Source organism: Wolbachia endosymbiont (group B) of Schoenobius gigantella (genome assembly GCF_964031005.1).
GTDB classification, from domain to species: Bacteria; Pseudomonadota; Alphaproteobacteria; order Rickettsiales; family Anaplasmataceae; genus Wolbachia; species Wolbachia pipientis.
Map to the genome: position 1 here is coordinate 1,453,063 of NZ_OZ035002.1, position 24,926 is coordinate 1,477,988.

A 24,926-nucleotide genomic window follows, 5' to 3' on the forward strand; every position below is an offset into this window, starting at 1 on the left:
AATCCAACTCATTCAGTGCTTTTGTTAACACTCTCGGAGCTACTAGAACCAGAACCTCGAGATTTACTCTTGTCTCCACCACTCAACTTCTTAGCAGCAGCACCAGCAACTCCAGCAACACCCCCAGCAGCAGCTTTGGCAGCAGATAAAGCTTTGCCCACTATTTGTCCAGGTGTCTGACCTGAGCCAAGTGCTGCTCTATGGTTACCAGCAAGTTCAGCAGCCATGCCAGGAAGAATGTTTAAAAAGTGGTAAAAGAGGAATAATACTAAACACAATTTTAATAATTCTCCGATGAGAGAGCTGCCAAACTCCATGTATGTAAAGTCGAATAGACCAAGTATGCTGCTCTTTTTAAAGCTATAATTTTGCATCATACATGCAAGAGTAGTTTCATTTTTATCACATTCCCCATCTTTCAATTTAAACCACTGTTTTTTCTTACTATATGAGATTTCTGCTTGTTTCTTTTCATATGACTTGTCCGGTTGTTCATTTTTATATGACTCGTCCAGTTCAAAATTTAAATTTTTAAAATAGATTTTATCACATGCTATGAACATAAAGGACAAAAACGCAAAAAGGATAACCGGGTATAAGCTATAGGTAATCAACTCTTTCACCCAGCCTTCAAAATATCCTTTGGTGTGTTGGAATAAAACCATAGGAATGAACAAAGGTGATAAAATGATGATTACACTTAAAGCAACTAGAGATAAAATAAATACATAGCACAGCCACAAAATAACCATCATCATCAGAACGGCCATAAATATACAGACAAGAGCTACTAAAATTTGTCCACCAGCAAAAATAATACCGATTACCGAACCTGCAACTAATAAGACAGGAGCAGCACCAAGCAAGACTGCTAACGTTGCAACACCTCCAGTACCAATTTTGCCACCAATTCCATCTAAAGGGGCACCTAAATAAAATAAAATTCTACAATCAAGCCTATCCCAAGATGCAAGATAACTGTAAGATACCCTCTTTCCTGCACGAGTATATTCATAATCTGTACCTGCTTTATAATTACATATGCCTTTACTTTCAGATGATGCTTTTAGCACTATCTCTGACAAACCATTTGAGAGACGAGTTAATTCTCCATAATAATGAGACATGGTACTGCCTGTTGTGAAGTAAATCACTAAAGCGAATTTTATGATCAACATATACATTTCTTGAGGCCTCTGAACTCCACCAGACATGGCTTTTATAGAGAACAGTATTAAAGCTAAAACTAAAACAGCAGTTACAGTGTTTTTCAGCCTTTTCTGTGCTACAGATATAAAACTCTCACCATTTGGTGCACCTTTACCTGCAACTAAATTATCTAACGATTCCTTAATGCATTGCACTATCATAGAAGTTACGGGAATAGGAGCTAATGATTTACTCCCTGCCTGGTTATAACAAGCTTCAGAAACATACGAGCTAAAACAGCCAGCATTATCATAACCTACAAAAATTTTCCCCCCTTGTCCGTTGAGTCTTTTTTCTTTAGATCTGATAATAGTTTTATAGTCATCATTATTACCAATAGGAACTTTTTCCTCTCCTGTACCATCTTTATTTTTGAATATCATCACAGATTTTTCACACATAGGAGCAAGTGGGTCAGGTGGCAATTCCGTGCACCCCATATCAACCCCTTGCGGCCAAGGAGTCATTTCGATACCAAGCATGCTAACACTGGCTAACTCCACACATAATCTGCCCGTTTTTCTCACTGCTTTGAATGTAGCTCCATGTATGGGTTCGCTCTGTCCTGCTTTGAGAACTCTACATTCCAGACCACCATCAACCTTCGAGGACCATGACCCATCTACGTATCCAGTGTCTTTCTCCCTGACATCAAAGTCTATGTATCCAGGTTTTCCTCTGGAATTAAAGTCTACCTTATTAAAAAGATTACCAAAAGTTAAAGGGTTTCGATGACATACTTCTATATATTCACTGTATTGCACACCATTTTTTGGCCAGTAATAACTCTCTGTACTCTCCTGAACGTTAGAATTTAAGGCTTCTTTTTCTGCTCTTTTCCCGTCATAATCTTTTTTGTTCACGTCTTCCCGAGCTTTATTTTGCAAACAAGAAAAATATTCCTCTTCTGTTTGGTAATTTTCATTGGTGCAGCCACTATAACCTGTGTCTTCTAATTTAAAATTTTTGTATTTTCCATCATGATCACGTGCAACTGGGTGTTTAACAAAACTATGTTCACAAACAACAAGCCCTCCTATCGCTTTCCAGACTCCAACAATTGCAGCTATCATTCCAACAATAACAAGAGCGGTAAACAAACCAGCAGAAGAAACGATCAAAACAATGCCAGTAAATATTGCGCCAACAGCAATCGCTATTCCAGCAAGTGCTGCAGCTGTTTTAAACGCTCCACAATCAGGATTAGAGGCACGACTAAAACTGCCAGTGGAATTAAATCTGCTAACAAATTCTGTCTTGTCAGTACCACTTACTCCATCTGCAAGCACTGGATATGAGAGTAAAAAGTCTATATTTAGTAAAAATATCGCAATTAATAGCAATGACAGCTTAGTCTTAAACATTTTTTACCTTCTGATAAAATATAGGCAACCATACTTTTGGGTTGTCCCCAACTTCATTTAATATATCGTGTAACAATAGAACACTTTCTGCACGTCCGGATAATACGTTGATTATATCATCCAGGCCTTTTAAGTCTATTCTAGCTACTACAGCATTGACTCCTTGTTTCACCAAAAAGAATCTAGTACTCGGATCTGTGTGCTTAATTAATATATATTCACGTTCAGTTAACATAAAAACATCCCGATAGACACTAGTAGCTTTCAGATTTGGTAAAAAAATCTGTGTCGCTGTTTGTTGTACAAGCGTATCGCTAATAGTACTTTTACTTGCATCCTCAACACTCTGAGTAGCAAAAATCACAAAAGCATTTAGTTTTCTCAGTACCTTCAACCAGTCTTTTATCTTGGGTGCAAAAACTGGATTATCTATTAACGCCCATGCCTCATCAAGAACGATAATAGATGGAGTGCCATCAAGAGATATACTAATCCTATGAAATAAATAAATCAAGACCGGTCCAAGAGCAACAGGATCTTTGAGCAAGCTAGCCATCTCAAAACCAAATACTCTTGCTCGTGAAAAATCTAGCAAATCTTCTTTATTGTCAAATATTGCAGCATGAGAACCATTATCATGCCACATAGATATTGCCCCAGCTAGAGTATCAGGACCTGCAAGCCCTAAAAACGGTACGAGGTTTCTCAAGAATCTGTCTTCTTTTCTTAATTTAAAATTTCCTTCAATTGCATCATTAATTCGTGCAATATCTTCTGAAGTAAATTTATCATTATATACCGAAATTAAAGACTTTATCCACTCCATTAAAAATGTTCTATTATCAGAGGTATCATCAAGTTGTAAAGGATTAAAATTTGTTTTAGTTCTTGGTTCTATTACAGTATAGATACCACTAAGTGCTCTTAAGAAAATCTCTGCACCGCGATCTTTATCAAAAAAGAATATCCTTGGAGAAAACTTCATCGCTTGGGCACACAGGAAATTCATTAAAACAGTTTTACCAGCACCAGTTGGGCCAATTATCATAGTGTGTCCAACATCCCTTATATGAAAGTTGAAAAAAAATGGAGTACCAGATGTCGTGTCAAAAACTGTAACGGCATCTCCCCAGTGGTTATTGAATTTATTACCAGTAGGATAATTATGTTGAGATGCAAATCCAGCCAAATTAAGACTACTTATTGTAGCTTTTCTCACTATATAATCGAAATTACCAGGAATTTGCGCCCAAAATGCTGGTTCAAGGTTAACTCTCTCACGTATAGGGTAAACACCGCAATTAGAAAGCTCTGATTCTACCAACGACAGAGCGTTATCCAATGATTTAGGACTTTTTTCTATACATAAAATAGTCAGGTGATGTTGACCAAACGCAATCTTACCACTCATTGCGTCATCAAGCGCTTGAGAAATTTCTGCTATTTGAGAAATAGCTTTATCTGCAGACTGTATCATTCGATTTTGCTGTATCTGCATTTTTCCAATCGCCATTTGCCTGTTTATAAATTGAAAAGATTGCGTAATTATAAACTCGTAAGGAAGTTGTAAAAACGAATCAAGCATTCCTGCAGAAGTATGATTTCCATATTCTTTGATACTAATTATTCCAGCATATTTACTCTCATTATGAGTCACAACCTGTATCATCTTACGGCCAAAGAATAACCTATGTACTGGTAAGTACCTTGATATTTCAGTTCTTAGCGGAAAAAGCGTATTTGTAACGAATCCACAATTTACGATTCTAGATAGAAACTCCATTATTTCGCAGAACAAACCATCTGGAGTTTCTTTTACTCCAAGAATTTTAGGCGAATAATTTCTAAGGCTTGTCACTACACGATTTGTCGTTTCCTCTAAATCTTCATACGTGGCACGTATATCACTTTCCCAAGCATGTTTTGAAGTTACATGTCCGAATTTTTTTAGTAGATGTGACAAAAATTCTACTCCTTTTGTGTCCGCTCTACGGATAATCGTAATGTATAGGTCATTAATAAATGATTGCCTTGTTGCGTGTTTTTCTCTCCATTTTAGATTTACGTGATTAGCGAAAAAATTCGGCAAACCTTGACTTGCAAATTCATCAGAAAAAATATTTTTCTTACGTCTGATAGTATGAAAATACAAACTAAATGCCGGAGATGAAATGCTTCTTAGCATCTGATTCCTGATGTTGTTCTGTATGACTAAATCCTCGTCATCGGCAGTTTCAAATGCAAAACCACTTAATTTTATAACCTTAACCAACCAATTTTCTTTTGTCATCAAGGTTGTGCTATTCCAATAGCAAGAATAAGGAATAAATTCAGCAGCGTGAACTTCCCTGTTCAGAGTAGATTTATTCTTTGATTGAATAGCCCTAAACCTCAGCATCACACAACGTTAAGCAATATCATAAGAATTGGCTCCATGGTAAAAACGATTTAAACATTTCGAGCACTTTCCCAATTTTACCATAAATAATTCAATAAACAACGGTTCTTTTGCAGAAGCTATATAACCAAGTCCATGTATACCTGGTAACATTAAGAGAATCACTCTTAAATCATTTGAATTAATGAAAATTAGCATGCAAATCAGGACGTTTAATATTGCAAACATATAACTCACACCAAAGAGCATTGCAGGTCTTGTAAGACCTTTAAATAATTGATCTGTTTGTATACTACCTGTGGACATATCTTTAACCTTCTAATAATAGCTCTAACACTAATACTATATCATTATATTAAAAATCCATTGAAACTAGTAGCACTTTAAGTTAAGATACATTATTTAATCCCGATAATGACAAATTGGCCATTTCAAGAAGCAGAAAAAATATTGCAAGAGTTTCCTAATAAAAAAGAAATAATATTTGAAACTGGTTATGGACCCTCTGGTTTACCCCACATAGGAACCTTTGGAGAGGTTTTCCGCACTACAGTTATTGTAAATGCATTAAAAAAAATAGCTCCTGGTATAAAAACCAAAATCATTGCAGTTTCAGATGATATGGATGGTTTGCGAAAAATACCAGATAATGTGCCAAATCAAGAGATGCTAAGAGAGCACTTAAATAAACCATTGACTATGATACCTGATCCATTTGGCACTCATCAGAGTTATGGTCATCATATGAATTCATTGTTGTGTAAATTTCTTGATATGTTTGAATTTGAATACGAGTTCAGGAGTGCAACAGAGTGTTATAAATCTGGCGTTTACGATGAAAAACTTTTACTCTTACTGAAAAATTATGATAAAGTGATGGACGTAATGCTTCCATCATTTCGGGAAGAAAGACAGCAGACTTATAGTCCATTCTTGCCAATATGCCCAAAAACTTCTCAAGTTTTACAAGTTCCAGTAATTGAAACAAATACAGAGAAAGGAACAATCACATATGAAGACCCAAACGGGGAAAAAATAGAAGTTCCAGTGACAAAAGGAAAATGTAAACTGCAATGGAAACCTGATTGGGGAATGAGGTGGGCCGCATTTGGAGTAAATTACGAAGCTCACGGAAAAGATTTAACTCCATCTGCTGTGCTTTCAAGTCAAATATGTGAAATACTTGGAGAAAAGCCACCACTTCTGTTTTGCTACGAGCTTTTCCTTGATAAAGAAGGAAAGAAAATATCAAAATCAAAAGGAAATGGCATTTCAATTGAAGAGTGGCTAACTTACGCACCAACAGAGAGCTTAGCATTGTACATTTTTCAGAGTCCTAAAAAAGCTAAACGTTTATATTTTGATGTGATACCAAAATCAACTGATGAATATTTAGAATTTGTAAAGCGTTATCATGAGAACAAAGAAAAGGATATAAATAATCCTGCTTGGCACATTCACCAGGGCAATGTTCCCAGTATAGAAACTTCAGGCATAAATTTCTCACTACTTTTAAACCTAGCAGCAGCTTGTAATGCTGAAAACAAAGAGATCCTATGGGGTTTTATATCCTCTTATGCACCAAACGTTACACCAGAAAATAATAAAATGCTTGATAGACTTTCAGACTTTGCAGTAAAGTATTATCACGATTTTATCAAGCCAACAAAATCATATAAAACTCCAAATGAAAAAGAAAAAGCAGCGTTACTAGATTTGAAGGACACTTTACATTCTCTATCTACAACTGCTACTGCTGAAGAAATTCAATCTCAGGTATTTTCTATTGGAAAAAAATATGATTACACCAACTTACGTGACTGGTTTCAGCTATTATATGAAACGTTACTTGGCCAAAAAACCGGTCCAAGAATGGGATCTTTCATAAAGCTTTACGGAATAGGTAATACGATTTCTCTCATAGAAAGCGCTACTAAATGTATACTTTAGAGTTTACCTCCTTTCATTTGAGCTCTTTAGTTTTAATAAGAATTCCTTGACAAACTCCGCTAGCCCCCTTATCATGAAACTGAAGCTATTGTATTTGCTTTCGCCAATCTGCAGATTAAAAGGTAAGGATTACTTAATGTATCGGCGTCTTATGTTCAATTTTTTGCAGTATATAGATACTGTATGTCTTTACAAAACTTCATCTACATCTAGATTTTTATCTAAATAAGCTGAACGCGCTTATAAAGCGTTACAAGACATCAAAAAATGCCAATACTCGACAGAGATAGTAAAAGACTAGCTAACTCGGGGATTCTTTGTCTTTTTTTCTGCTTGGTAAATTTCTTAAACGTTTGCAGCGTAAGTTAGTTGCAATTAAAAGCAGCTGAATTTCGCTTGTCAAGCGTTTAAAACATAAAAAACGCCAATATTTTAAAGCGGATAATAACCACGGGGCTTCTTTTGCCTTTTTTTTCATTTGGTAAATTTCTTAATGTTTGTGGCTGAACGACAACCGTCATCCCGCTACTTGTTAGCGGGATCTCTTGTTAGCGGCTGAGATACCGCGAATGAATCGCGGTATGACGGTTCGCGGCGGCATGAAGATAAGGTTTATACCTTGTCATCCCAGTGCTTGACACTGGGATCCAGCTTTCTTTATAAATTCACCAAAAGTGCTTCATTCTATAACGCAAAACCCATACTCACCAAATCCAATGCATTACTTGCAATTAAGTTTCCTGGATCCCAGTGTCTGGGCACTGGGATGACACCATCATAAAGGAATCAGTGTCAGCTACTTTCATGACACCATTCTTTTTCCTGGATCCAAGTAGTCGAGCTACTTGGATGACAGCTAGCCTGACAACCGTCATCCCGCTACCTGTTAGCGGGATCTATGCTAAGAGATACCGCGAATGAATCGCGGTATGACGGTTTGCAACGGTATGACGGTTCGCGGCGGCATAGTAATTCGTCATCCCGCTGCTTGTTAGCGGGATCTCTTGTTAGCGGCTAAGAGATACCGCGAATGAATCGCGGTATGACGGTGTAGACGATGGTTAAGTATCCCGCTGCTTGTTAGCGCCGCGGCGGTATGACGGTTCGTGGTGGTATGACGTAGAGTGCTTAGAAGCTGTTATTTTGCTATAAATGGCTGTAATGGCATCATCTATTTTATTGCTATCACAGCCTGTTTGTGCAAGTTCAGCATTCCCACCACAGTTCTTTTTAACTGCTATGGATATTAGTTCTTTTGCGCTAATCTTATTGATTAAGTCTTTACTTACTTTAATAATCAAGACTGTTTTATCTTTTTCTGTTGCCGTAAAAGCTATTACCGTTTTTGGTTTTTGTTGCTGCAAAACAAACTCTCTTATTACATTTGCTGGAATATCAGTGAAAGTGTGGCTTATAAAATTTATTCCATTTATTTCGGTGCTTTTTATATTCTCTGCACTCACAAGCTTTTTATATAGGTTTTTTATTTTGGTTTCGGATTTTTTGTGTTCTTGACTTAAAATACTTAATCTGCTTGTTATTTCACTCACTGGCGCTTTTACGAATTCTGCAACTTTTTTTAAGTTAATTTCATTATCACGTACATAATTGATTGCTTCCTGACCAGTTAAAGCTTCAATTCTCCTCACTCCAAAAGCAACAGAACTCTCTGTTACTATCTTAAACAAACCAATTTCTCCAGTATGTTCAACGTGTGTGCCACCACACAGTTCCCTTGAATCTCCAATCTTCACTACTCTTACTTGGTTGCCATATTTTTCACCGAATAACGCCATAGCTCCTTCGTCTATTGCCTGATTCATGCTTTGAATTTTTGTAGATGCGGAAAGATTTTCTCTGATTAGAGAGTTTACCATATCCTCTACCCAAAACAACTGATCTTGAGTCATTTGAGTGTTATGGCTGAAGTCGAATCTCAGTCTATCTGGTGCAACTAGGGAACCTTTTTGAGTGACATGATCACCTAGAATTTTTCTGAGTGTAAAGTGCAGAAGATGTGTAGCTGAATGATTTCTTCTTAAGGTTTGCCTTCTTTCCTTGTCAATGCTTGCTGCAACTGTGTTACCTTTACAAATTGAACCGAACTTAACTATGCATCTGTGCAAATATAGGTCATTAACCTTATTGGTATTCTCGACTATAATAATACTTCTATCAGATTTGATCAGACTGCCAGTATCTCCCACTTGTCCACCTGACTCGCCATAAAAAGGTGTTTTATCAAGTATAATGGTTATCTTTTCTCCCTCCTTTGCAGAATCAATTACTTCATTTTTAGAGGAAACTATAGCTAGTATTTTCGCATCACTTACTTCATTGAACTCATAACCAACAAATTTTGTTTTGCCAAATTTATTGATCAAATCAAACCATACTTGCTCAACAGATTTTTCACCAGATCCAGCCCATTTAGCACGTGCTCTCTCTTTTTGTTCTCCCATTGCATCATCAAAACCCTTCTGGTCAAAATTTATTTTTTTCTCTTTTAAAATATCAAGTGTAATATCCAAAGGAAATCCGTAGGTGTCATATAGCTTAAACGCTGATTCTCCAGGCAAAGTATCGCCCGATTTTAAATCTGTAGTGAATTTCTCCAGGAGATTGATACCTTTCATCAAAGTGTCTTTAAAGTTTTCTTCCTCTGATTTTAACGTCGTTTCTATTAAGCTTTTAGCTCTGACTAATTCAGCTCCCATATAAGCCGAACTCGTGCTATCTATCAACACTGGAAAAATACGATGGAGTAGGGAATCATTATATCCAAGCAGGTGAATATAACGTGTGGCTCTCCTAATTAATCTGCGTAATACGTAATTCCTGCCCTCATTTCCAGGAAGCACTCCTTCTGCGATGAGAAATGCAGCCGCGCGAAGATGATCTGCTATGATCTTATGCGCTATTTTATTTTCCGTTCTTCCACAGTACTCTTGTGATTTACTTATCAGAGCAGAAAATAGATCAATATCATAGTTATCATGGACGTTTTGCATAACAGCCGCTATTCTTTCAAGGCCCATTCCAGTATCGATGCATTTTTTTGGCAATTTGTGTAAATTACCTTCTTCATCTTTGTTAAACTCCATGAATACCAGATTCCAGATTTCAACAATTCTATCGCCCTCTTGTAAATTAGGACTCCCATGGTCATAAAAAATTTCAGAACATGGACCGCACGGACCAGTGCTTCCCATACTCCAAAAGTTATCATCCGTTGTAATTCTTATGATTTTATCACTTGAAAAGCCACTTATCTTACGCCAAATCTCGTACGCCTCATCATCAGTATGGTAGACGGTTATGGATAGTCTGTTTTTATCAAGAGATAACTCTTTAGTGATAAATTCCCACGCAAATTCTATCGCAGTTTCCTTAAAGTAATCACCGAAGCTAAAATTTCCGAGCATTTCAAAAAATGTGTGATGCCGAGTTGTATAGCCAACATTTTCCAGATCATTGTGTTTACCGCCTGCTCTTAGGCACTTTTGACTTGAGACAGCACGTTTCATTTCAGTTTTTTGAGCACCAGTAAAAATATTTTTAAACTGCACCATACCAGCATTTGTGAACATGAGCGTTGGGTCATGTTCTGGAATCAAAGGAGAAGAAGAAACCTGCTCGTGGTCATTATTTACAAAAAATTTTATAAATCTTTCTCTGATTTCGTTTAGCTTCATCGTTTTTATTGAGGTTATCTATAAATAATAAGTTGTAATGGAAATAAAATCAATACCACTCTCTAGATCTCAGAACTTCTAGTGACATGCACCTTGTGGTAAGAAAAAATCAATATATTCACGATAAATTTACCTCATATCTGTGTTTTATATGTGGAAATTGGAATGGAAATTTATGTAGGCAAAGAAAAAAGAATAGCAAATGTGGTGACTCAACACTGGAATGACATAAAAGGATCAGACAGAGATTGGCCAGAAAGGCATGAAATAGACACTGCAGAAATAATGGAATCATGGCAGCATTGTTTTGTCATTGAAGTCAAGGATCAAGGTTATATTTGTGAAAATGCAGGAGAAAAGGCTGTTGAATTCTATGGTTTTGAGAAAAAGACGCGCATTGATAATAAGTATGCAATTGATGCACCATTTTTGCGACTATATAAAATAGATGCAGTTATTGATAAACTTGATACTGTAATAGAGAGTAAATGCCCGATCAATGAAGAGGAAGAAAGTGAAAGTGTTAAAATGAGGCAAGTATTGTTGCCACTTGGGAATAAAGAAGGTATAACACACATATTGGGCGTAATTACTTTTAAACTCCTTTAATATACAATTTTAATTTGATTCTTTAATAAAATTATTTATACTAATGCTTAATTACTATTAAAGAACTCAATAGTAGTGCTTGTAAATTTATTTGGAATATGAAGAAAATAAAATTAAAAACCAAATCTTCTGTGAAAAAGCGCTTTCACCTTACAGCTAAGGGTAAAGTTATTTCTACTCAGTCAGGCAAAAGGCATGGCATGGTAAAGAGAAGTAAATCTAATATTCGTAATCAGCGCGGTACAACGATTCTTGGTAAATCTGACTCGCGTATAGTTAAGCTTCATATGCCTTACGGTATTTAACAAAATGGAGGTAAAATAAAATGGCTCGGGTAAAACGTGGAGTCACTACTCACGCTCGTCATAAAAAAATATTGAAACTGGCAAAGGGTTATAGAGGGCGTGCAAAAAGCTGTTATAGAATTGCATTACAAAGAGTTGAAAAAGCACTGCAATATGCTTACAGAGACAGAAGAACCCGTAAACGTGATTTCCGTAGCTTATGGATAATACGTATTAATGCAGCAGCAAGAGAGCATGGGCTTACTTATGGTAGGTTTATGCATGGTCTTACACTTGCCGGCATTGATTTAAATAGAAAAATTCTTGCTGAGATGGCAGTTAATTATAAGGATGATTTTGCCAAATTAGTAGAAACTGTAAGTGGTAAATTAGCGGAGAATTCTTAAAGCAAAAACACCATGAGAATTATTTTCATGGGATCACCAGGATTTGCTGTTAATTCTCTGAGCTTGTTACTGAAATCAAAGAGCGAAGTGGTGGCAGTATACACCAAGGCTCCAAAACCTTCGGGGCGTGGACAGAAGCCAACGAAATCTCCAGTACATGTTATCGCTGAAGAAAGTAACATAGAGGTATGTACTCCTATCTCTCTAAAGTTCTCGGCAGAGCAAGAAAAATTTAGAAATTTCAAGCCAGACGTTGCGGTTGTTGCCGCGTATGGATTGATACTTCCAAGAGAAATTTTGAATATTCCTAAATATGGTTGTATTAATATTCATCCTTCATTACTACCAAGGTGGCGTGGTGCAGCCCCGATACAGCACACAATTTTAGCAGGAGATCAAGAAACCGGGGTTAGCATTATGCAATTGGATGAAGGATTAGATTCCGGCACTATTTTAAAACAGGAAAAATTTCTTATCGAAAAGAACGATAATTACAAGACATTGCATGATAAATTATCTAAGCTAGGCAGTGATTTACTGCTGAAAGTGCTAAACGAAATTGAAAAACAGCTTCCCTTAAAACAGAACGATAACGATGCATGTTACGCTGACAAAGTGGAAGACTATAAAATTTATGCAAGTGATGCTTGTGAAGTTGCTTATAGAAAAGTTAAAGCGTTTTACCCAAAAGCATTCATTAAGATAGAAAATAAACGTATCAGGATACTTGATGCTGACTTTGAAGCTCTCGCTTCAGAACAAGGTAAGATTGTTAACGATAATATGCACATAAGTTTAAAAGGTGGCACTTTAATTCCTAAAGTTGTACAAATGGAAGGGAGAAATCCTTGCAGTATTGAAGATTTTATTCGTGGCTTGAAATCAAGCATGGTAAAAAAATTTATAGAATAGGCTGCTTTAAATTAGTGTAGAAATGTAATAGCTAAATTTCCTTTTCTTAGATATAATCTTAAAAAACTTTCCATATAAAAATGAAAATAAAAAGAGCTTTAATATCAGTATACGATAAAACGAATATAATTGATCTTGCATCGTTTTTAACGCAGCAACAAATAGAAATTCTTTCAACGGGCAATACTTATAAAGTGCTATCTAGTGCAGGAATAAAAACACAAGAGGTCTCAGATTACACACAATTTCCAGAGATACTGGGTGGTAGAGTAAAAACTTTACACCCTAAAATTCATGGAGGCATACTTTGCAATAGAGAAAAACACAAAACGGAAATACAAAATCTAGGTATTGAGCCAATAGAACTGCTTATAACTAACCTATACCCATTTTGGGAGACAGTAAGTAGCGGCTCAAATGAAGAGCAAATTATAGAACAAATTGATATCGGCGGAGTGGCGTTAATTAGAGCTGCAGCAAAAAACTTTCGTTTTACTTCAGTTATTTCTAGCATTCAAGACTATGAAGCACTGAAAGCTGAGATGATAGAAAATAACAATAAAACAACATTGGAATATAGAAAACACTTAGCAACCAAAGCATTTGCTCTCACTGCACACTACGATTCTAATATTCACAGTTGGTTTTTATCCCAGAGTAAAAATAATGAGTTACCAGAGTTTTTTGCTCTATACGGGCATAAAGTACAAGAACTCAGGTATGGTGAAAATCCCCATCAAAAAGCTGCATTTTATAGTAATCAATTTACAGAATATCCGTTGGAAAAACTACATGGAAAAGAGTTGAGTTATAATAATATAGTAGATATAGAATCCGCACTTAACATAACTTCTGAATTCGAAGAACCTGCAGCAGTGATAATCAAGCATAATAACCCATGTGGCGCTGCTATTGGTAATAATGCTTTGGAGGCATATGAAAAAGCTCTATCGTGCGATGAAGTAAGCAGTTTTGGTGGTATAGTTGCCTTAAACCGGGAGATAGATTTAAAGCTAGCAGAAAAATTAAACGAGATATTTTTGGAAGTAGTGATAGCACCATCGGTAAACAATGAGGCACTAAAAATTTTACAAAGAAAGAAAAATTTAAGAGTGATTATTCATAAATCTTTTCAACAAAATGTGAAATACCAAACTAAAAATGTTGTTGGTGGGTTTTTGGTGCAAGAAAATAATGACCACACAATAAAAGCAGAACAAGTAACAGAATGCACTGCAACAGACAAAGAAAAAAAAGATCTTATTTTTGCCTGGAAAATATGTAAGCATGTGAAATCCAACGCAATAGTTATAGCAAAAGATGGTTGTGCTATTGGCATCGGTGCAGGGCAAACAAGCAGAATAGATAGTGTGAACATTGCAGTGAAAAAAGCAGGTGAAAAATGTAAAGGTGCAGTGCTTGCTTCAGATGCATTTTTTCCATTCCCAGATAGCATAGTAGAAAGTGCAAAACATGAGATTACAGCTATAATTCAGCCCGGCGGCTCGCTGAAAGATCAAGATGTGATAAAAGCTGCAAATGAAAATAAAATTGCTATGTTTTTCACTGGCGTTCGCAGTTTTTTCCATTAGGCTTTGTGTCTTATCGTCATACCGCCACAAACCGTCATACCGCGATTCATTCACGGTATCTCTCAACATAGATCCCGCTAGCGGGATGACAAATATACCGCCGCGGCGCTAACAAGAGATCCCGCTAACACGTAGCGGGATAACGAGCTTATCGTGCTGCCACGAACCGTCATGCCTCTGCGAACCGTCATACCGCGATTCATTCGCGGTATCTCAGCCGCTAACAAGCAGCTGGATGACGGTTGTCGTTTAGCTATAAATGTTTAAGAAATTTACTAAATGAAAAAAAAGGCAAAAGAAGCCCTGAGGTTATTATCCGCTTTAAAATATTGGCGTTTTTTATGTTTTAAACGCTTGACAAGCGAGATTCAGCCGCTTTTAATTGCAACTAACTTACGCTGCAAATGTTTAAGAAATTTACTAAGCAGAAAAAAAGACAAAGAATCCCCGAGTTAGCTAGTCTTTTACTATCTCTGTCGAGTATTGGCATTTTTTGATGTCTTGTAACGCTTTATAAGCGCGTTCAGCTTATTTAGATAAAAATCTAGATGTAGATGAAGTTTTGTAAAGACATACAGTATCTATATACTGCAAAAAATTGAACATAAGACGCCGATACATTAAGTAATCCTTACCTTTTAATCTGCAGATTGGCGAAAGCAAATACAATAGCTTCAGTCTCATGATAAGAGGGCTGGCGGAGTTTGTCAAGTAAGTTTTTTTGTTTCTATGGGTCAGTTGGACTTAAAGTCTACACAAAAAACGTTTACAACCAACGTTCAACATGGTAAATTAAAAACGGTTTATTCCTCGGTAGCTCAGTGGTAGAGCAGTTGGCTGTTAACCAATTGGTCGCTGGTTCGAATCCGGCCCGGGGAGCTCTTCTCTGTGAAATTCTAGTGTTGATTTTATATGAACATTAAATCAGTGGTTTTATGTATACTAGATGGCTGGGGAAATGGAATAGAGAATAATAAATACAACGCTATCAGCAACGCAAATCCACCCTGTTGGCAATATATTAGCTCTAATTATCCAAAATGCAGTTTATCCGCCTGTGGAGCTGATGTGGGGTTACCTGGTGGTCAAATAGGTAACTCAGAAGTTGGCCATATGAATATTGGCAGTGGTAGAGTGGTAATACAAAGCCTTCAGCGCATTAATCAAGAGATTGGAACAATAGAAAACAATGTAAATCTACAAAGTTTTATTAATGATCTAAAAAGTAAGAACGGAGTATGCCATATAATGGGATTGGTGTCCGATGGTGGTGTTCATTCGCATCAAAAGCATATTTCAACTTTAGCAAATAAAATATCACAGCATGGAATAAAAGTGGTGATACATGCATTTTTAGATGGCAGAGACACATTGCCAAATTCAGGAAAAAAATGCATTCAAGAATTTACAAAGAGTATAAAGGGAAATGACACAAGAATTGCTACTGTTTCTGGGCGTTACTATGCTATGGACCGTGACAACAGGTGGAAGAGAACAATCGAAGCTTATGAGGCTATCGCATTTGCAAAGGCACCTTGTCATGATAATGCAGTATCGTTGATTGAGAATAACTATCAAAATAACATAACTGATGAGTTTATCAGGCCCGCAGTAATAGGTGATTATCAAGGTATAAAACCAGAAGATGGAGTGCTGTTGGCTAACTTTCGTGCTGATCGAATGATACAATTAGCAAGTATTTTGCTTGGCAAAACAGATTACGCTAAGGTAGCAAAATTCTCTTCAATTTTAAGTATGATGAAGTATAAAGAAGATCTCAAAATTCCTTATATTTTTCCTCCTACTTCTTTCGCTGATACTCTAGGACAAACAATAGAAGACAATAAATTACGACAATTACGTATCGCCGAAACCGAGAAATACGCTCATGTGACTTTCTTTTTCAATTGTGGAAAAGAAGAACCTTTCTCTGGTGAAGAAAGAATACTCATTCCCTCACCAAAAGTTCAAACTTACGATTTGCAGCCCGAAATGTCAGCCTTCGAGCTCACAGAAAAGCTTGTAGAAAAAATTCACTCCCAAGAATTCGCACTGATAGTTGTAAATTACGCTAATCCTGATATGGTAGGGCATACAGGTAATATAAAAGCAGCCGAGAAAGCTGTGCTAGCTGTAGATGATTGTCTTGCGAAAGTGCTGAATGCTGTTAAAAAGTCAAGCAACACCGCATTAATTGTTACTGCAGACCATGGTAACGTGGAATGTATGTTCGATGAAGAAAATAATACACCTCATACAGCACACACTCTAAATAAAGTGCCATTTATTGTGTCTTGCGATAATCTAAAACTAAGAGACGGAAGGTTATCTGACATTGCCCCTACTATTTTACAGCTACTTGGAATTAAAAAACCAAACGAAATGACAGGCAGTTCGTTGATTTCTTGCATTACCCTCTGTCATTCCAGCTAGGCAGCGTTATGCACCGGAATGACATCAAATAGATGTGTTTTAACTTAATCCAACTTTTAAATTTTTCGCTGTTAGTACTAATGATTCATTAAAGAAGCTGTCAATATCACCAATACTATCTATATTTTTTGTACTGATAGATTGGTCAATTCTTTTGACCAAATTAGATAAAACTTTATTAGGGCCAATTTCAACAAATTTGTTAATGCCACGGCTTGACATATACAAAACCATTTCTCTCCATTTCACTCTGCTTACAACTTGCTTGGCGAGTAAAGTTTTTATAACTTTGGGATCACTCTCCTCTTTAGCTGTAACATTTGATATCAAAGGAACTATAGGACGGGTTATTTTAATACCCTTCAAAAACTCCAAAACTTTTTCATCAGCAGGTTTCATAAGAGATGAATGAAAAGGCCCACTAACCTGTAATTTAATTAGTTTCCTCACACTCGAGTTTTTGAATAAATCGGGTAACATTTCAAGAGCTTCTCTAGTGCCACTTATAACCACTTGTCCGCCACCGTTATCGTTTGCAATTTCACAAATTCCGTCAATTTGAACTGATTTCAATATATCTTCCACTTCATTTATCTCTGCTCCAAGCAACGCAACCATTCCGCCTTTACATTTCAGTGAAGCTTCATGCATTGCTTCGCTGCGAACTTTCAGCAGCTTGATTGCAGACTCAAGCGTTAACGCTCCTGCAGCACACAGCGCTGTATATTCGCCAACTGAATGCCCACAAACATATTTAACATTGTGATCAGTGAAAAGAGATTTGCCAAACACATGCTCCATAACACGTAGCATTGCAATTGATACTGCCATTATAGCTGGCTGAGCGTTTTCTGTAATGGTTAATTCTTCAATAGGACCGTTGAAGATTAAATGAGACAGCTTTCCATCCAATATGCTATCTACTTCATTAAATACTTGTCTTGCAACAGAAAACTCACTATATAAGCTCTTTCCCATTCCTACAAACTGAGAGCCCTGACCGGGGAAAGCAAAAATCATGATAGTTATTATTTATTCCTTATTAAATATACTACTTTATTTATTTTTTGTCAATATTTTAGAATAATGATTGACTTAGTGAATTAAGTTCACTAGAATATTAGCTGACTAAAAGTTTATAAACAACAATGAATTATCATAAAATTATTATAGTTATGACAGACGGTCAAGAGTTTGAAACTCGTTCCACTTATGGAAAGGAGGGAGATAGGGTAAAACTTGATAGAGATCCTCTTACTCACCCTGCATGGACTGGAAGTTTGACAAGCGGTTTAGCAAGTAAAACTAGCAAATTAGCTAAGTTTAACGATAAATATGGAAGCATTTTCTAATTCTCCTCCTCTTTAAGTTTTAGAGAGTTTACTGAAGCATGCATAAATACAAAAATATAGGCTATGTTGCTTCTCCATCACCAAAATCGCAGGAAGTATCTAAACTATTAAAGAAACTTAATTTTATCAATATAACAGAAGAAAATAAGTCCGAAATCGATCTATTGATAGTTGTTGGCGGTGATGGCTTTATGCTACGCACTTTGCACAATTACGTCATAGAAAATAAAAACATGCATGTGTATGGGATAAACACTGGCAATGTTGGGTTTTTGATGAATAAATGCTTTAGCTGCAGTGAAGATTTAATTGATCATATAGAGCATGCAACTTCAACTCAGTTAACTTTGCTAAAAATGGAAGCAACAGACACAAGTGGCAAGAGATATCATTACATAGCAGTAAACGAAGTATACGTTTTTAGAAAAGCGAACCAAATAGTAGAGATGAATATTACTATTAATGATAAGCTAAAAGTAGAAAAATTTAGAGGGGACGGAGTAATATTATCTACCCCCACAGGCAGCACTGCATACAACTTCTCTGCCGGTGGCCCAATCTTGCCGCTAAATTCAAATTTACTTGCACTCACTTCTATCAATAGCTATTACCCAAGGCATTGGAATGGAGCGTTAATATCAAACGATACAATCGTACAAATTGACATTAACGACACAAAAAACCGTCCAGCACTTGTAGTATCAGATTACAAGGAGTTTCATAATATATCACAGATAAAAATACAAAAAGACCACGAAAACACAATAACTTTGCTTTTTGACAAAGATTACCCTCTGAATGAAAGAATCTTTGATAGACAATTTCTATACTAATAATTATCCGTAAATTGGTATTTACTATATCTTAATAACTATAGCGTAATCAATGCAGCATAGTAATTAATTTTGGAGTGAATATGCCTGGACCAGTAAATGAAGAACAAACAGTAACATTAATTTCTTCCACATCAATAAGTGAAGATGGCGAGATAACACCAGGAATTTTACCAATACCAGCACTTAGGACAAGTACTCCGAAAAAAAATGATGAAAATACAGCTTTAGAAGCTTTGTTAGAGGAAGAATTTAAAGAGAAAAAAAACAGCAATGCTAATTCAAGAGATCCGTTAACTCTTGAGACTCAAGTATCACCTCCTTCCCTAGAAGAAACAAAAGGTGAAGAAACTCATGTTGACGTGCCACAAAATTCAACTCTAAGCAGATCCCCTTCTCAAGAGACAGTATTTGATGATCCTGATGATCTTGATAAAACATTAACACGGTTAAGCAGAGAATCAAGTAACAAACTTAGCAATGTACCTTCAACTTCTCCACCATCATATAAGACAGATGACTCTGAAGAATCTTTGTCACTAAATTCTGATGTAGGTGGCACAACAAATAAAAAAACAAACAGATTCTTGCCAAGAGCAAAGTATTCCATGCAGCAGAAGGGCTTTATAATTTTTACTGCAAGTGCTATTATACTCAGTATATCTGCAGCTTTATTATATTTACAAGATAAAGCAAAATTTATTGCATTTTTTACAAACAGCCCAAAATATATCACTATACCAGTTATCGCACTTGCTGCATTGCTTGCAATTGGTCCAATATTTTTTGCAACAAGGCAATTTATAGATACTGAAGAACATTCCATTCAAAAAAAAGATGCGGATAAAATTTTAGCTGAGGTGTTGGAGCACCAGCCAAAAGATAAAGCTATAAAATCTGTAAGACTGGAATATAGCAATGGCACTCATTCAAATTTTGTACTTAATGCTTGGGAAGCTAAACAAGGCTTCACTAACATTGACGAAAAAGTAATTACTAGAACTAATAAAATAAAATCAGTAATTAACGACAGACCAATATTTACTGCATTATTTACTGGTGTAGTTGCTGCAAATATAGCGTTTCCTCTAGGGCTACTTGCAACACATGGTGTTAATGGTGTACAAAAATTTTACCAAAACCCTTTGACTAATAACATAGGATTATCATTACTTATAGGTTCTGGTATACTTGCATTATCAATTATATGTCTTGGCGTGCATTATTATAGAAAAACAAATTGCACTAACCTTATATATTCTGAAGAAGAGATTGATCCTAAAGATGTTAATGGGAAATTCATTGAGGAAATAAAACGAGAAAGAACAAATGTTCTTGGGGAAAATCACAGTAAAGACGCTAAACGCAGCAGCTTAACGCTTGAGCAAGTTGTGGTTCAATCTCATAATTGTAAGGATATTGTTTATAGTGTCGGTTAATAAAATGCATGATATAGCTAGTGCAGCCCTACGTCATACCGCTGCAGACCGTCATACCGCGATTCATTCGCGGTATCTCTAGATCCCGCTAACACGTAGCGGGATGACGATTGTCAGGGTAGCACCTCCCTCCCCTGTCATCCAAGTAGCTGACTGACCTTACCCAGAAAAAGTGGAGAGAAAGTTTGGAATGTTTTTCACAAAGAGAATGATGAATCAAAATGCTCAGGAATGCAATAGTTAATAGTGACGTTGTTTGTTATAAAAAATTTCTATATATTCAAATATAGCAGTTTTGATATGCTGTTTAGAGTGCCGAGAGGTGTCTATTGGTAACTCCCTTTTTAGAGAACTGAAGAAGCTTTCCACAACAGAATTGTCGTAACAACAACCTTTATAACTCATCTATGTTTTTTATGGATAAGAGATATTGATAACCTTGCGAAGTATATTGTGAACCTTGATCACTATGTAATAGTAGATTTTTGGCAGGTTTACGCTTGTTAACGTCCATTAATAAAGAGTCCATAACCAATTGTTTATTTATTGAACTGCTCATTAACTACCATGCGTGAATATAGATCGATTATTGTTGCCAAATATAGCCATCCTTCTTTGGTTTTTATATAAGTAATCCCATACTTTATTTGGTTGATCGACAATAAAGTTTTGGTCTAATATATTGGGAGCTACTGTCCGTTTGTTGTTTCTTAATTTTAAATTTTCTTCTCAATATAGCCTGAATACCATTTTTCTGCATAATACTTTGCACTGTTTTTAAGTTGCAACTTTTACCCAAAGCCTTCAATTCAGCATGAATTTTAGGAGCTCCATATCTACATTTAGAAACTTGATATATTTTTTGAATAGCTGCGAGTAGCTCTTTATTTGCTGATTCTCTACTGCTTATTTTTCTTGTGGTCCACTTATAGTAGCCACTAGCAGAAAATCCTACATAATTCCTGTACTTTATAGCAGTTACTATATAAAAAAATATTTTACTCTTTTTGACTGGCCAGGGCTTTTTTTTAAATGTCTCTTTCCCTTGTTACTCTTGCTAACTCTCTTTGTAAATCAAACCTCTCTTTGTCGTAAGGAGCCATGTTACCTCTACCTGGAAATGCATCTGCTGCCGACTTTTTTTCGTTGTGTTTCTTTATCCATTTTCCTAATAAACCACCCTTTATTCCTAAATCCTTTGCTATTTTTGTAATTGTTTGACCTGCCTTTCTTTGTTCATTTGCCAGTTTAACAGCTTCCAATTTGAATTCTGCCGTATATTCTCTTGCCATTTCTAATCCTCCAAAATTTTATTTTACCCGAAAAAACTCCTTTCTTTCTCTCCACTTTTTCTGGGTAAGGTCAGTCTGTCCAGGTTCCAAGATCGGTGTCAAAAATTGCTCAAACCATCCATTAAAAACATCCATATTACAGTGGCCTTCAAAGGTTAACGGAACAACTATCTTTCTTCCACTTAAGGCTGCAACCATACTGATTCGTTGAGTTTTCTTTCCAGATTTTAAGGCATAAAACCGCTGTCCTTTCTGGCAATATCCGTAGTTCGGTGTTATCAATGCCAGACTCATCTATATACACTAAGTTTTTAGGTTCTTTTGTCGCTATAATTTTCAAAAATTCAGCACGTTTTTCTTCGTTTCTTTCCTTGTATCCATATGTCTTTTTTTGCGCGTAAATCCAATTTTTTTAAGGGCTCGATAGATCGTTTGGATACTAACGTTGTTCCAAAGTTTAGCCATTTCCGATAGAGTCTTTCCTCCGTGTTCTCTGGCAAATTTGGCAAAGGTATCCCAGTCGGTAATTTTGTGATTGTAACCCCCATTTCCAAGTTTTTTTGATTGAAAGTCTCCTGTTTCTTTTCTTCTTTGCTGCCACTCCCATAAAGTAGTTCGTCCAATCTTAAATCTTGCTGCCACTGTTTCTCTGCTTTCTCCTTCGTCTAGCGCTTCCATTGCTTTTTTTCTTAAATCATAACTATATGCTGCTGGCATTCAACCTCCTTATCATCATCTACCCTTATCCTATCACATCCGGACTTTTATGGAAAGAGCTATATTTTTATCAATTCTGCAATCATTTATCTTAATATTAAGTTTCTTTTGATGCTTGTGAATAGCTGCAAATCTCTTCCTATTTGTTGCAAATACCCTTTTATAAACCCGACTGTTTGTCTTAAACCAATTCTAAAGAAACTGACGATTATATGCACCAAAATCACAACTTTATCACTATAAATATAGTTGCCGCCCTGCATTTTTGGACAATTCTCGTACCAATTTTCTATGGCGTCATTGATATAACAAAAAATGCTTCCTCTTTCTTGGAGAAATTTGTTATATTCATGGCAGTTACTGACTCTCATTTTTTGTGGCATATTTTTTCTTCAACAGTTAAATGGCTATTTATAATGAATTTTGTCAGTAACTGCCAGTTCTTTTCACTTGAGCGATGCAACAAAGCCCACTGGGATCCAGGAAAGTTTGCTTGTAAGCAAGCAAACTAGCATGGAAAGTTTATACTAAATGAATGTTTTTGATGAGGTTGCACAGAAGCTGGATCCCAGTGTCAAGCACTGGGATGACATCATCCTTTTTTGGATTCCAGACTGGAATGACAGCAGTCCTACGTCATACCGCCGCGGTATTTCCAGATCCCGCTAACACGTAGCGGGATGATGGTTGTCAGGGTGTTGTCCAAGTAGCCTCCTTCTTCTGTTATCCAAGTAGCCTCTTTCTTGTCATCCCAGTGCTCCTTTCTTGTCATCCCAGTGCCCAGACACTGGGATCCAGGAAACTTAACTTTACACCAGGTAATAAGAACTGGATTCCAGCGTCACGCGCTGGAATGACAGCAGTCCTACGTCATACCGCGATTCATTCGCGGTATCTCATCCGCTAACAAGAGATCCCGCTAACAAGTAGCGGGATGACGGTTGTCGTTCAGCCACAAACATTAAGAAATTTACCAAATGAAAAAAAAGGCAAAAGAAGCCCCGTGGTTATTATCCGCTTTAAAATATTGGCGTTTTTTATGTTTTAAACGCTTGACAAGCGAAGTTCAGCTGCTTTTAATTGCAACTAACTTATGCTGCAAACGTTTAAGAAATTTACTAAGCAGAAAAAAAGACAAAGAATCCCCGAGTTAGCTAGTCTTTTACTATCTCTGTCGAGTATTGGCATTTTTTGATGTCTTGTAACGCTTTATAAGCGCGTTCAGCTTATTTAGATAAAAATCTAGATGTAGATGAAGTTTTGTAAAGACATACAGTATCTATATACTGCAAAAAATTGAACATAAGACGCCGATACATTAAGTAATCCTTACCTTTTAATCTGCAGATTGGCGAAAGCAAATACAATAGCTTCACTATCATGATAAGGGCGCTGGCGGAGTTTGTCAAGGGATTTTTGACGAAATGATTTTGAAAGCAAAGAGCGGGAGAAGGGGTTCGAACCCTCGACCTCAACCTTGGCAAGGTTGCGCTCTACCAACTGAGCTACTCCCGCAATTAAATTAACCTAAATTTACTTAATTATAGGCATATACAGCGATTTGTAAACCCCGTGTACACGAAAAATGTGAGAGCCCATAAATTTGCGTGGTTCCTTCTATGATCTTTTCGTATACTTAAGACTCATTTTTGATTATCATAGGTTTTCAATTGTGCCAAAAAATGTATTAATTTTATGGGAATATTTTTATATAAAGACGACTTGCCAGCTAGTTCAATACCAGATGATATAAGGTCTATAGCTGTTGATACCGAGGCAATGGGGCTACTTCATAGCAGAGATAGATTATGCCTTGTGCAGCTCTCTTTTAATGATGGCAACGCTCACTTAGTTCAACTCAAGAACGATTATACAGCGCCAAATTTAAGAAAAATATTAGAGGATAAAAATATAACTAAAATATTTCACTTCGCGCGATTTGATGTGAGCATAATACGTTATTACTTGGAAACTTGGGCACTTCCGTGCTATTGCACAAAGATAGCTTCACGTTTAGTTCGCACTTACACAGATAATCATAGCTTAAAAGAGTTGTGCTTAGAGCTGCTTGATACCAAACTAAATAAGCAGCAGCAATCTTCTGATTGGGGAAATGAAAATTTAACAGACAAACAAAAAAGTTATGCTGCATCTGATGTTTTGTATCTCCACAGGATAAAGGAAAAGCTAGACTTAATGCTGGAGCGTGAAAATAGAAAAGAATTGGCCCAAAAGTGCTTTGAATTTCTTCCTACTCGTATTGAATTAGACTTAATGGGTTGGGAAAACGTGGATATCTTTAACCACCAGATGTAATAGAAGTTTTTTGTTTGTGCAAAACACTTTAGGGCAATTTTTCAAGCTCTGCGGTAAGAATTTAGTTGATTAACTGCTAATAGATACGCTATATTTTACAAGCAATCGTTTTAAGTTTAGGTAT

18 protein-coding genes, 2 tRNA genes and 3 pseudogenes are annotated in these 24,926 nt (G+C 36.3%); 14 read left to right on the plus strand and 9 right to left on the minus strand.

Annotation, left to right across the window (positions count from 1 at the left end; translation table 11 throughout):
• Window positions 1-8: 8 nt before the first annotated feature.
• The 3 genes from ACQH2O_RS06820 to ACQH2O_RS06830 are packed head-to-tail and all read right to left on the minus strand — an operon-like array spanning window position 9 to window position 5,277.
• Complete coding sequence (locus ACQH2O_RS06820) at window positions 9-2,573, minus strand: type IV secretion system protein (protein WP_425385169.1); 2,565 nt, start codon at window positions 2,571-2,573, stop codon at window positions 9-11.
• Window positions 2,566-4,971: a VirB4 family type IV secretion/conjugal transfer ATPase gene (locus tag ACQH2O_RS06825; RefSeq protein ID WP_010962886.1), complete on the minus strand. Its 2,406-nt coding sequence runs from the start codon at window positions 4,969-4,971 to the stop codon at window positions 2,566-2,568. The genes ACQH2O_RS06820 and ACQH2O_RS06825 overlap by 8 nt, the downstream gene beginning before the upstream one ends.
• Window positions 4,972-4,980: 9 nt before the next feature.
• Window positions 4,981-5,277 carry a type IV secretion system protein VirB3 gene (locus ACQH2O_RS06830; RefSeq protein WP_007548615.1) on the minus strand — a complete coding sequence of 99 codons (297 nt, stop codon included), beginning with the start codon at window positions 5,275-5,277 and terminating at the stop codon, window positions 4,981-4,983.
• Between the two features lie 108 nt (window positions 5,278-5,385).
• Between ACQH2O_RS06830 and ACQH2O_RS06835 the strand changes: the two genes are divergently transcribed.
• Window positions 5,386-6,921, plus strand: a complete 1,536-nt coding sequence (locus ACQH2O_RS06835) for a lysine--tRNA ligase (protein ID WP_010082403.1) — start codon at window positions 5,386-5,388, stop codon at window positions 6,919-6,921.
• Window positions 6,922-7,540: 619 nt separating this feature from the next.
• On the plus strand, window positions 7,541-7,702 hold the full coding sequence (locus tag ACQH2O_RS06840; protein WP_010962888.1) for a hypothetical protein: 162 nt from the start codon (window positions 7,541-7,543) through the stop codon (window positions 7,700-7,702).
• Window positions 7,703-7,982: 280 nt separating this feature from the next.
• On the opposite strand, the gene alaS is transcribed toward ACQH2O_RS06840, so the two are convergent.
• Window positions 7,983-10,616 (minus strand): alanine--tRNA ligase, encoded by a 2,634-nt coding sequence (gene alaS / locus ACQH2O_RS06845; protein ID WP_010082404.1) that lies wholly within the window; start codon window positions 10,614-10,616, stop codon window positions 7,983-7,985.
• A 165-nt stretch (window positions 10,617-10,781) separates the two neighbouring features.
• Between alaS and ACQH2O_RS06850 the strand changes: the two genes are divergently transcribed.
• The 7 genes from ACQH2O_RS06850 to gpmI all read left to right on the plus strand — a co-directional run bounded on the left by ACQH2O_RS06850 (window position 10,782) and on the right by gpmI (window position 16,853).
• Window positions 10,782-11,225, plus strand: a complete 444-nt coding sequence (locus ACQH2O_RS06850; protein ID WP_010962890.1) for a PAS domain-containing protein — start codon at window positions 10,782-10,784, stop codon at window positions 11,223-11,225.
• A gap of 98 nt (window positions 11,226-11,323) precedes the next feature.
• Window positions 11,324-11,530 carry a 50S ribosomal protein L35 gene (gene rpmI, locus ACQH2O_RS06855; protein WP_007548610.1) on the plus strand — a complete coding sequence of 69 codons (207 nt, stop codon included), beginning with the start codon at window positions 11,324-11,326 and terminating at the stop codon, window positions 11,528-11,530.
• A 20-nt stretch (window positions 11,531-11,550) separates the two neighbouring features.
• The gene (gene rplT / locus ACQH2O_RS06860) at window positions 11,551-11,916 is read left to right on the plus strand and encodes a 50S ribosomal protein L20 (RefSeq protein ID WP_006279340.1); all 366 of its coding nucleotides are present in this window, start codon (window positions 11,551-11,553) and stop codon (window positions 11,914-11,916) included.
• Between the two features lie 12 nt (window positions 11,917-11,928).
• The gene (gene fmt, locus ACQH2O_RS06865) at window positions 11,929-12,828 is read left to right on the plus strand and encodes a methionyl-tRNA formyltransferase (protein WP_010962892.1); all 900 of its coding nucleotides are present in this window, start codon (window positions 11,929-11,931) and stop codon (window positions 12,826-12,828) included.
• An 80-nt stretch (window positions 12,829-12,908) separates the two neighbouring features.
• Window positions 12,909-14,420 (plus strand): bifunctional phosphoribosylaminoimidazolecarboxamide formyltransferase/IMP cyclohydrolase, encoded by a 1,512-nt coding sequence (gene purH, locus ACQH2O_RS06870; protein ID WP_010082407.1) that lies wholly within the window; start codon window positions 12,909-12,911, stop codon window positions 14,418-14,420.
• An 807-nt stretch (window positions 14,421-15,227) separates the two neighbouring features.
• Window positions 15,228-15,299 (plus strand) — tRNA-Asn (locus ACQH2O_RS06875).
• A gap of 33 nt (window positions 15,300-15,332) precedes the next feature.
• Window positions 15,333-16,853, plus strand: a complete 1,521-nt coding sequence (gene gpmI, locus ACQH2O_RS06880; RefSeq protein ID WP_010082408.1) for a 2,3-bisphosphoglycerate-independent phosphoglycerate mutase — start codon at window positions 15,333-15,335, stop codon at window positions 16,851-16,853.
• A gap of 39 nt (window positions 16,854-16,892) precedes the next feature.
• Here the strand turns inward: gpmI and fabD are convergent, their stop codons facing one another.
• Window positions 16,893-17,873, minus strand: a complete 981-nt coding sequence (fabD, locus tag ACQH2O_RS06885; RefSeq protein ID WP_038199165.1) for an ACP S-malonyltransferase — start codon at window positions 17,871-17,873, stop codon at window positions 16,893-16,895.
• Between the two features lie 128 nt (window positions 17,874-18,001).
• Here fabD and rpmE point away from each other — a divergent pair, with 128 nt between their 5' ends.
• The 3 genes from rpmE (at window position 18,002) to ACQH2O_RS06900 (ending at window position 20,477) form a co-directional block, all read left to right on the plus strand.
• Entirely contained in the window at window positions 18,002-18,205 is a 204-nt protein-coding gene (gene rpmE / locus ACQH2O_RS06890) for a 50S ribosomal protein L31 (protein ID WP_007548602.1), read from the plus strand.
• Window positions 18,206-18,243: 38 nt separating this feature from the next.
• Window positions 18,244-19,038 carry an NAD kinase gene (locus ACQH2O_RS06895; protein WP_070356930.1) on the plus strand — a complete coding sequence of 265 codons (795 nt, stop codon included), beginning with the start codon at window positions 18,244-18,246 and terminating at the stop codon, window positions 19,036-19,038.
• Window positions 19,039-19,121: 83 nt separating this feature from the next.
• Complete coding sequence (locus ACQH2O_RS06900) at window positions 19,122-20,477, plus strand: hypothetical protein (RefSeq protein WP_070356931.1); 1,356 nt, start codon at window positions 19,122-19,124, stop codon at window positions 20,475-20,477.
• Window positions 20,478-20,674: 197 nt separating this feature from the next.
• On the opposite strand, the pseudogene ACQH2O_RS06905 reads toward ACQH2O_RS06900, so the two are convergent.
• The 3 pseudogenes from ACQH2O_RS06905 to ACQH2O_RS06915 all read right to left on the minus strand — a co-directional run.
• Window positions 20,675-21,769: pseudogene (locus ACQH2O_RS06905) on the minus strand (IS3 family transposase).
• A gap of 72 nt (window positions 21,770-21,841) precedes the next feature.
• Window positions 21,842-22,486 (minus strand): annotated as a pseudogene (locus ACQH2O_RS06910) (IS630 family transposase); the annotation flags it as partial.
• A gap of 42 nt (window positions 22,487-22,528) precedes the next feature.
• A pseudogene (locus tag ACQH2O_RS06915) lies at window positions 22,529-22,803 on the minus strand (transposase); the annotation flags it as partial.
• Here ACQH2O_RS06915 and ACQH2O_RS06920 point away from each other — a divergent pair.
• On the plus strand, window positions 22,699-22,998 hold the full coding sequence (locus ACQH2O_RS06920) for a hypothetical protein (RefSeq protein WP_156768666.1): 300 nt from the start codon (window positions 22,699-22,701) through the stop codon (window positions 22,996-22,998). The pseudogene ACQH2O_RS06915 and the gene ACQH2O_RS06920 overlap by 105 nt on opposite strands.
• Before the next feature lie 930 nt (window positions 22,999-23,928).
• On the opposite strand, the gene ACQH2O_RS06925 is transcribed toward ACQH2O_RS06920, so the two are convergent.
• Window positions 23,929-24,001, minus strand: a tRNA-Gly gene (locus ACQH2O_RS06925).
• 180 nt (window positions 24,002-24,181) lie between these two features.
• Here ACQH2O_RS06925 and ACQH2O_RS06930 point away from each other — a divergent pair.
• A complete protein-coding gene (locus tag ACQH2O_RS06930; protein WP_010962900.1) occupies window positions 24,182-24,802 on the plus strand; it encodes a ribonuclease D in 621 nt (206 codons plus the stop codon).
• The last annotated feature ends 124 nt before the right edge of the window (window positions 24,803-24,926 follow it).

What these genes read in the sequence shown, in the direction of transcription:
- rpmI (WP_007548610.1), top strand. Translation starts at nt 11,324, where the DNA reads ATGAAGAAAATAAAATTAAAAACCAAATCTTCTGTGAAAAAGCGCTTT.
- fmt (WP_010962892.1), top strand. Translation starts at nt 11,929, where the DNA reads ATGAGAATTATTTTCATGGGATCACCAGGATTTGCTGTTAATTCTCTG.
- ACQH2O_RS06820 (WP_425385169.1), bottom strand. Translation starts at nt 2,573, where the DNA reads ATGTTTAAGACTAAGCTGTCATTGCTATTAATTGCGATATTTTTACTA.
- rplT (WP_006279340.1), top strand. Translation starts at nt 11,551, where the DNA reads ATGGCTCGGGTAAAACGTGGAGTCACTACTCACGCTCGTCATAAAAAA.
- rpmE (WP_007548602.1), top strand. Translation starts at nt 18,002, where the DNA reads ATGAATTATCATAAAATTATTATAGTTATGACAGACGGTCAAGAGTTT.
- ACQH2O_RS06850 (WP_010962890.1), top strand. Translation starts at nt 10,782, where the DNA reads ATGGAAATTTATGTAGGCAAAGAAAAAAGAATAGCAAATGTGGTGACT.
- fabD (WP_038199165.1), bottom strand. Translation starts at nt 17,873, where the DNA reads ATGATTTTTGCTTTCCCCGGTCAGGGCTCTCAGTTTGTAGGAATGGGA.
- ACQH2O_RS06825 (WP_010962886.1), bottom strand. Translation starts at nt 4,971, where the DNA reads ATGCTGAGGTTTAGGGCTATTCAATCAAAGAATAAATCTACTCTGAAC.
- ACQH2O_RS06920 (WP_156768666.1), top strand. Translation starts at nt 22,699, where the DNA reads ATGCACCAAAATCACAACTTTATCACTATAAATATAGTTGCCGCCCTG.
- alaS (WP_010082404.1), bottom strand. Translation starts at nt 10,616, where the DNA reads ATGAAGCTAAACGAAATCAGAGAAAGATTTATAAAATTTTTTGTAAAT.
- ACQH2O_RS06835 (WP_010082403.1), top strand. Translation starts at nt 5,386, where the DNA reads ATGACAAATTGGCCATTTCAAGAAGCAGAAAAAATATTGCAAGAGTTT.
- purH (WP_010082407.1), top strand. Translation starts at nt 12,909, where the DNA reads ATGAAAATAAAAAGAGCTTTAATATCAGTATACGATAAAACGAATATA.
- gpmI (WP_010082408.1), top strand. Translation starts at nt 15,333, where the DNA reads ATGAACATTAAATCAGTGGTTTTATGTATACTAGATGGCTGGGGAAAT.
- ACQH2O_RS06900 (WP_070356931.1), top strand. Translation starts at nt 19,122, where the DNA reads ATGCCTGGACCAGTAAATGAAGAACAAACAGTAACATTAATTTCTTCC.
- ACQH2O_RS06930 (WP_010962900.1), top strand. Translation starts at nt 24,182, where the DNA reads ATGGGAATATTTTTATATAAAGACGACTTGCCAGCTAGTTCAATACCA.
- ACQH2O_RS06830 (WP_007548615.1), bottom strand. Translation starts at nt 5,277, where the DNA reads ATGTCCACAGGTAGTATACAAACAGATCAATTATTTAAAGGTCTTACA.
- ACQH2O_RS06895 (WP_070356930.1), top strand. Translation starts at nt 18,244, where the DNA reads ATGCATAAATACAAAAATATAGGCTATGTTGCTTCTCCATCACCAAAA.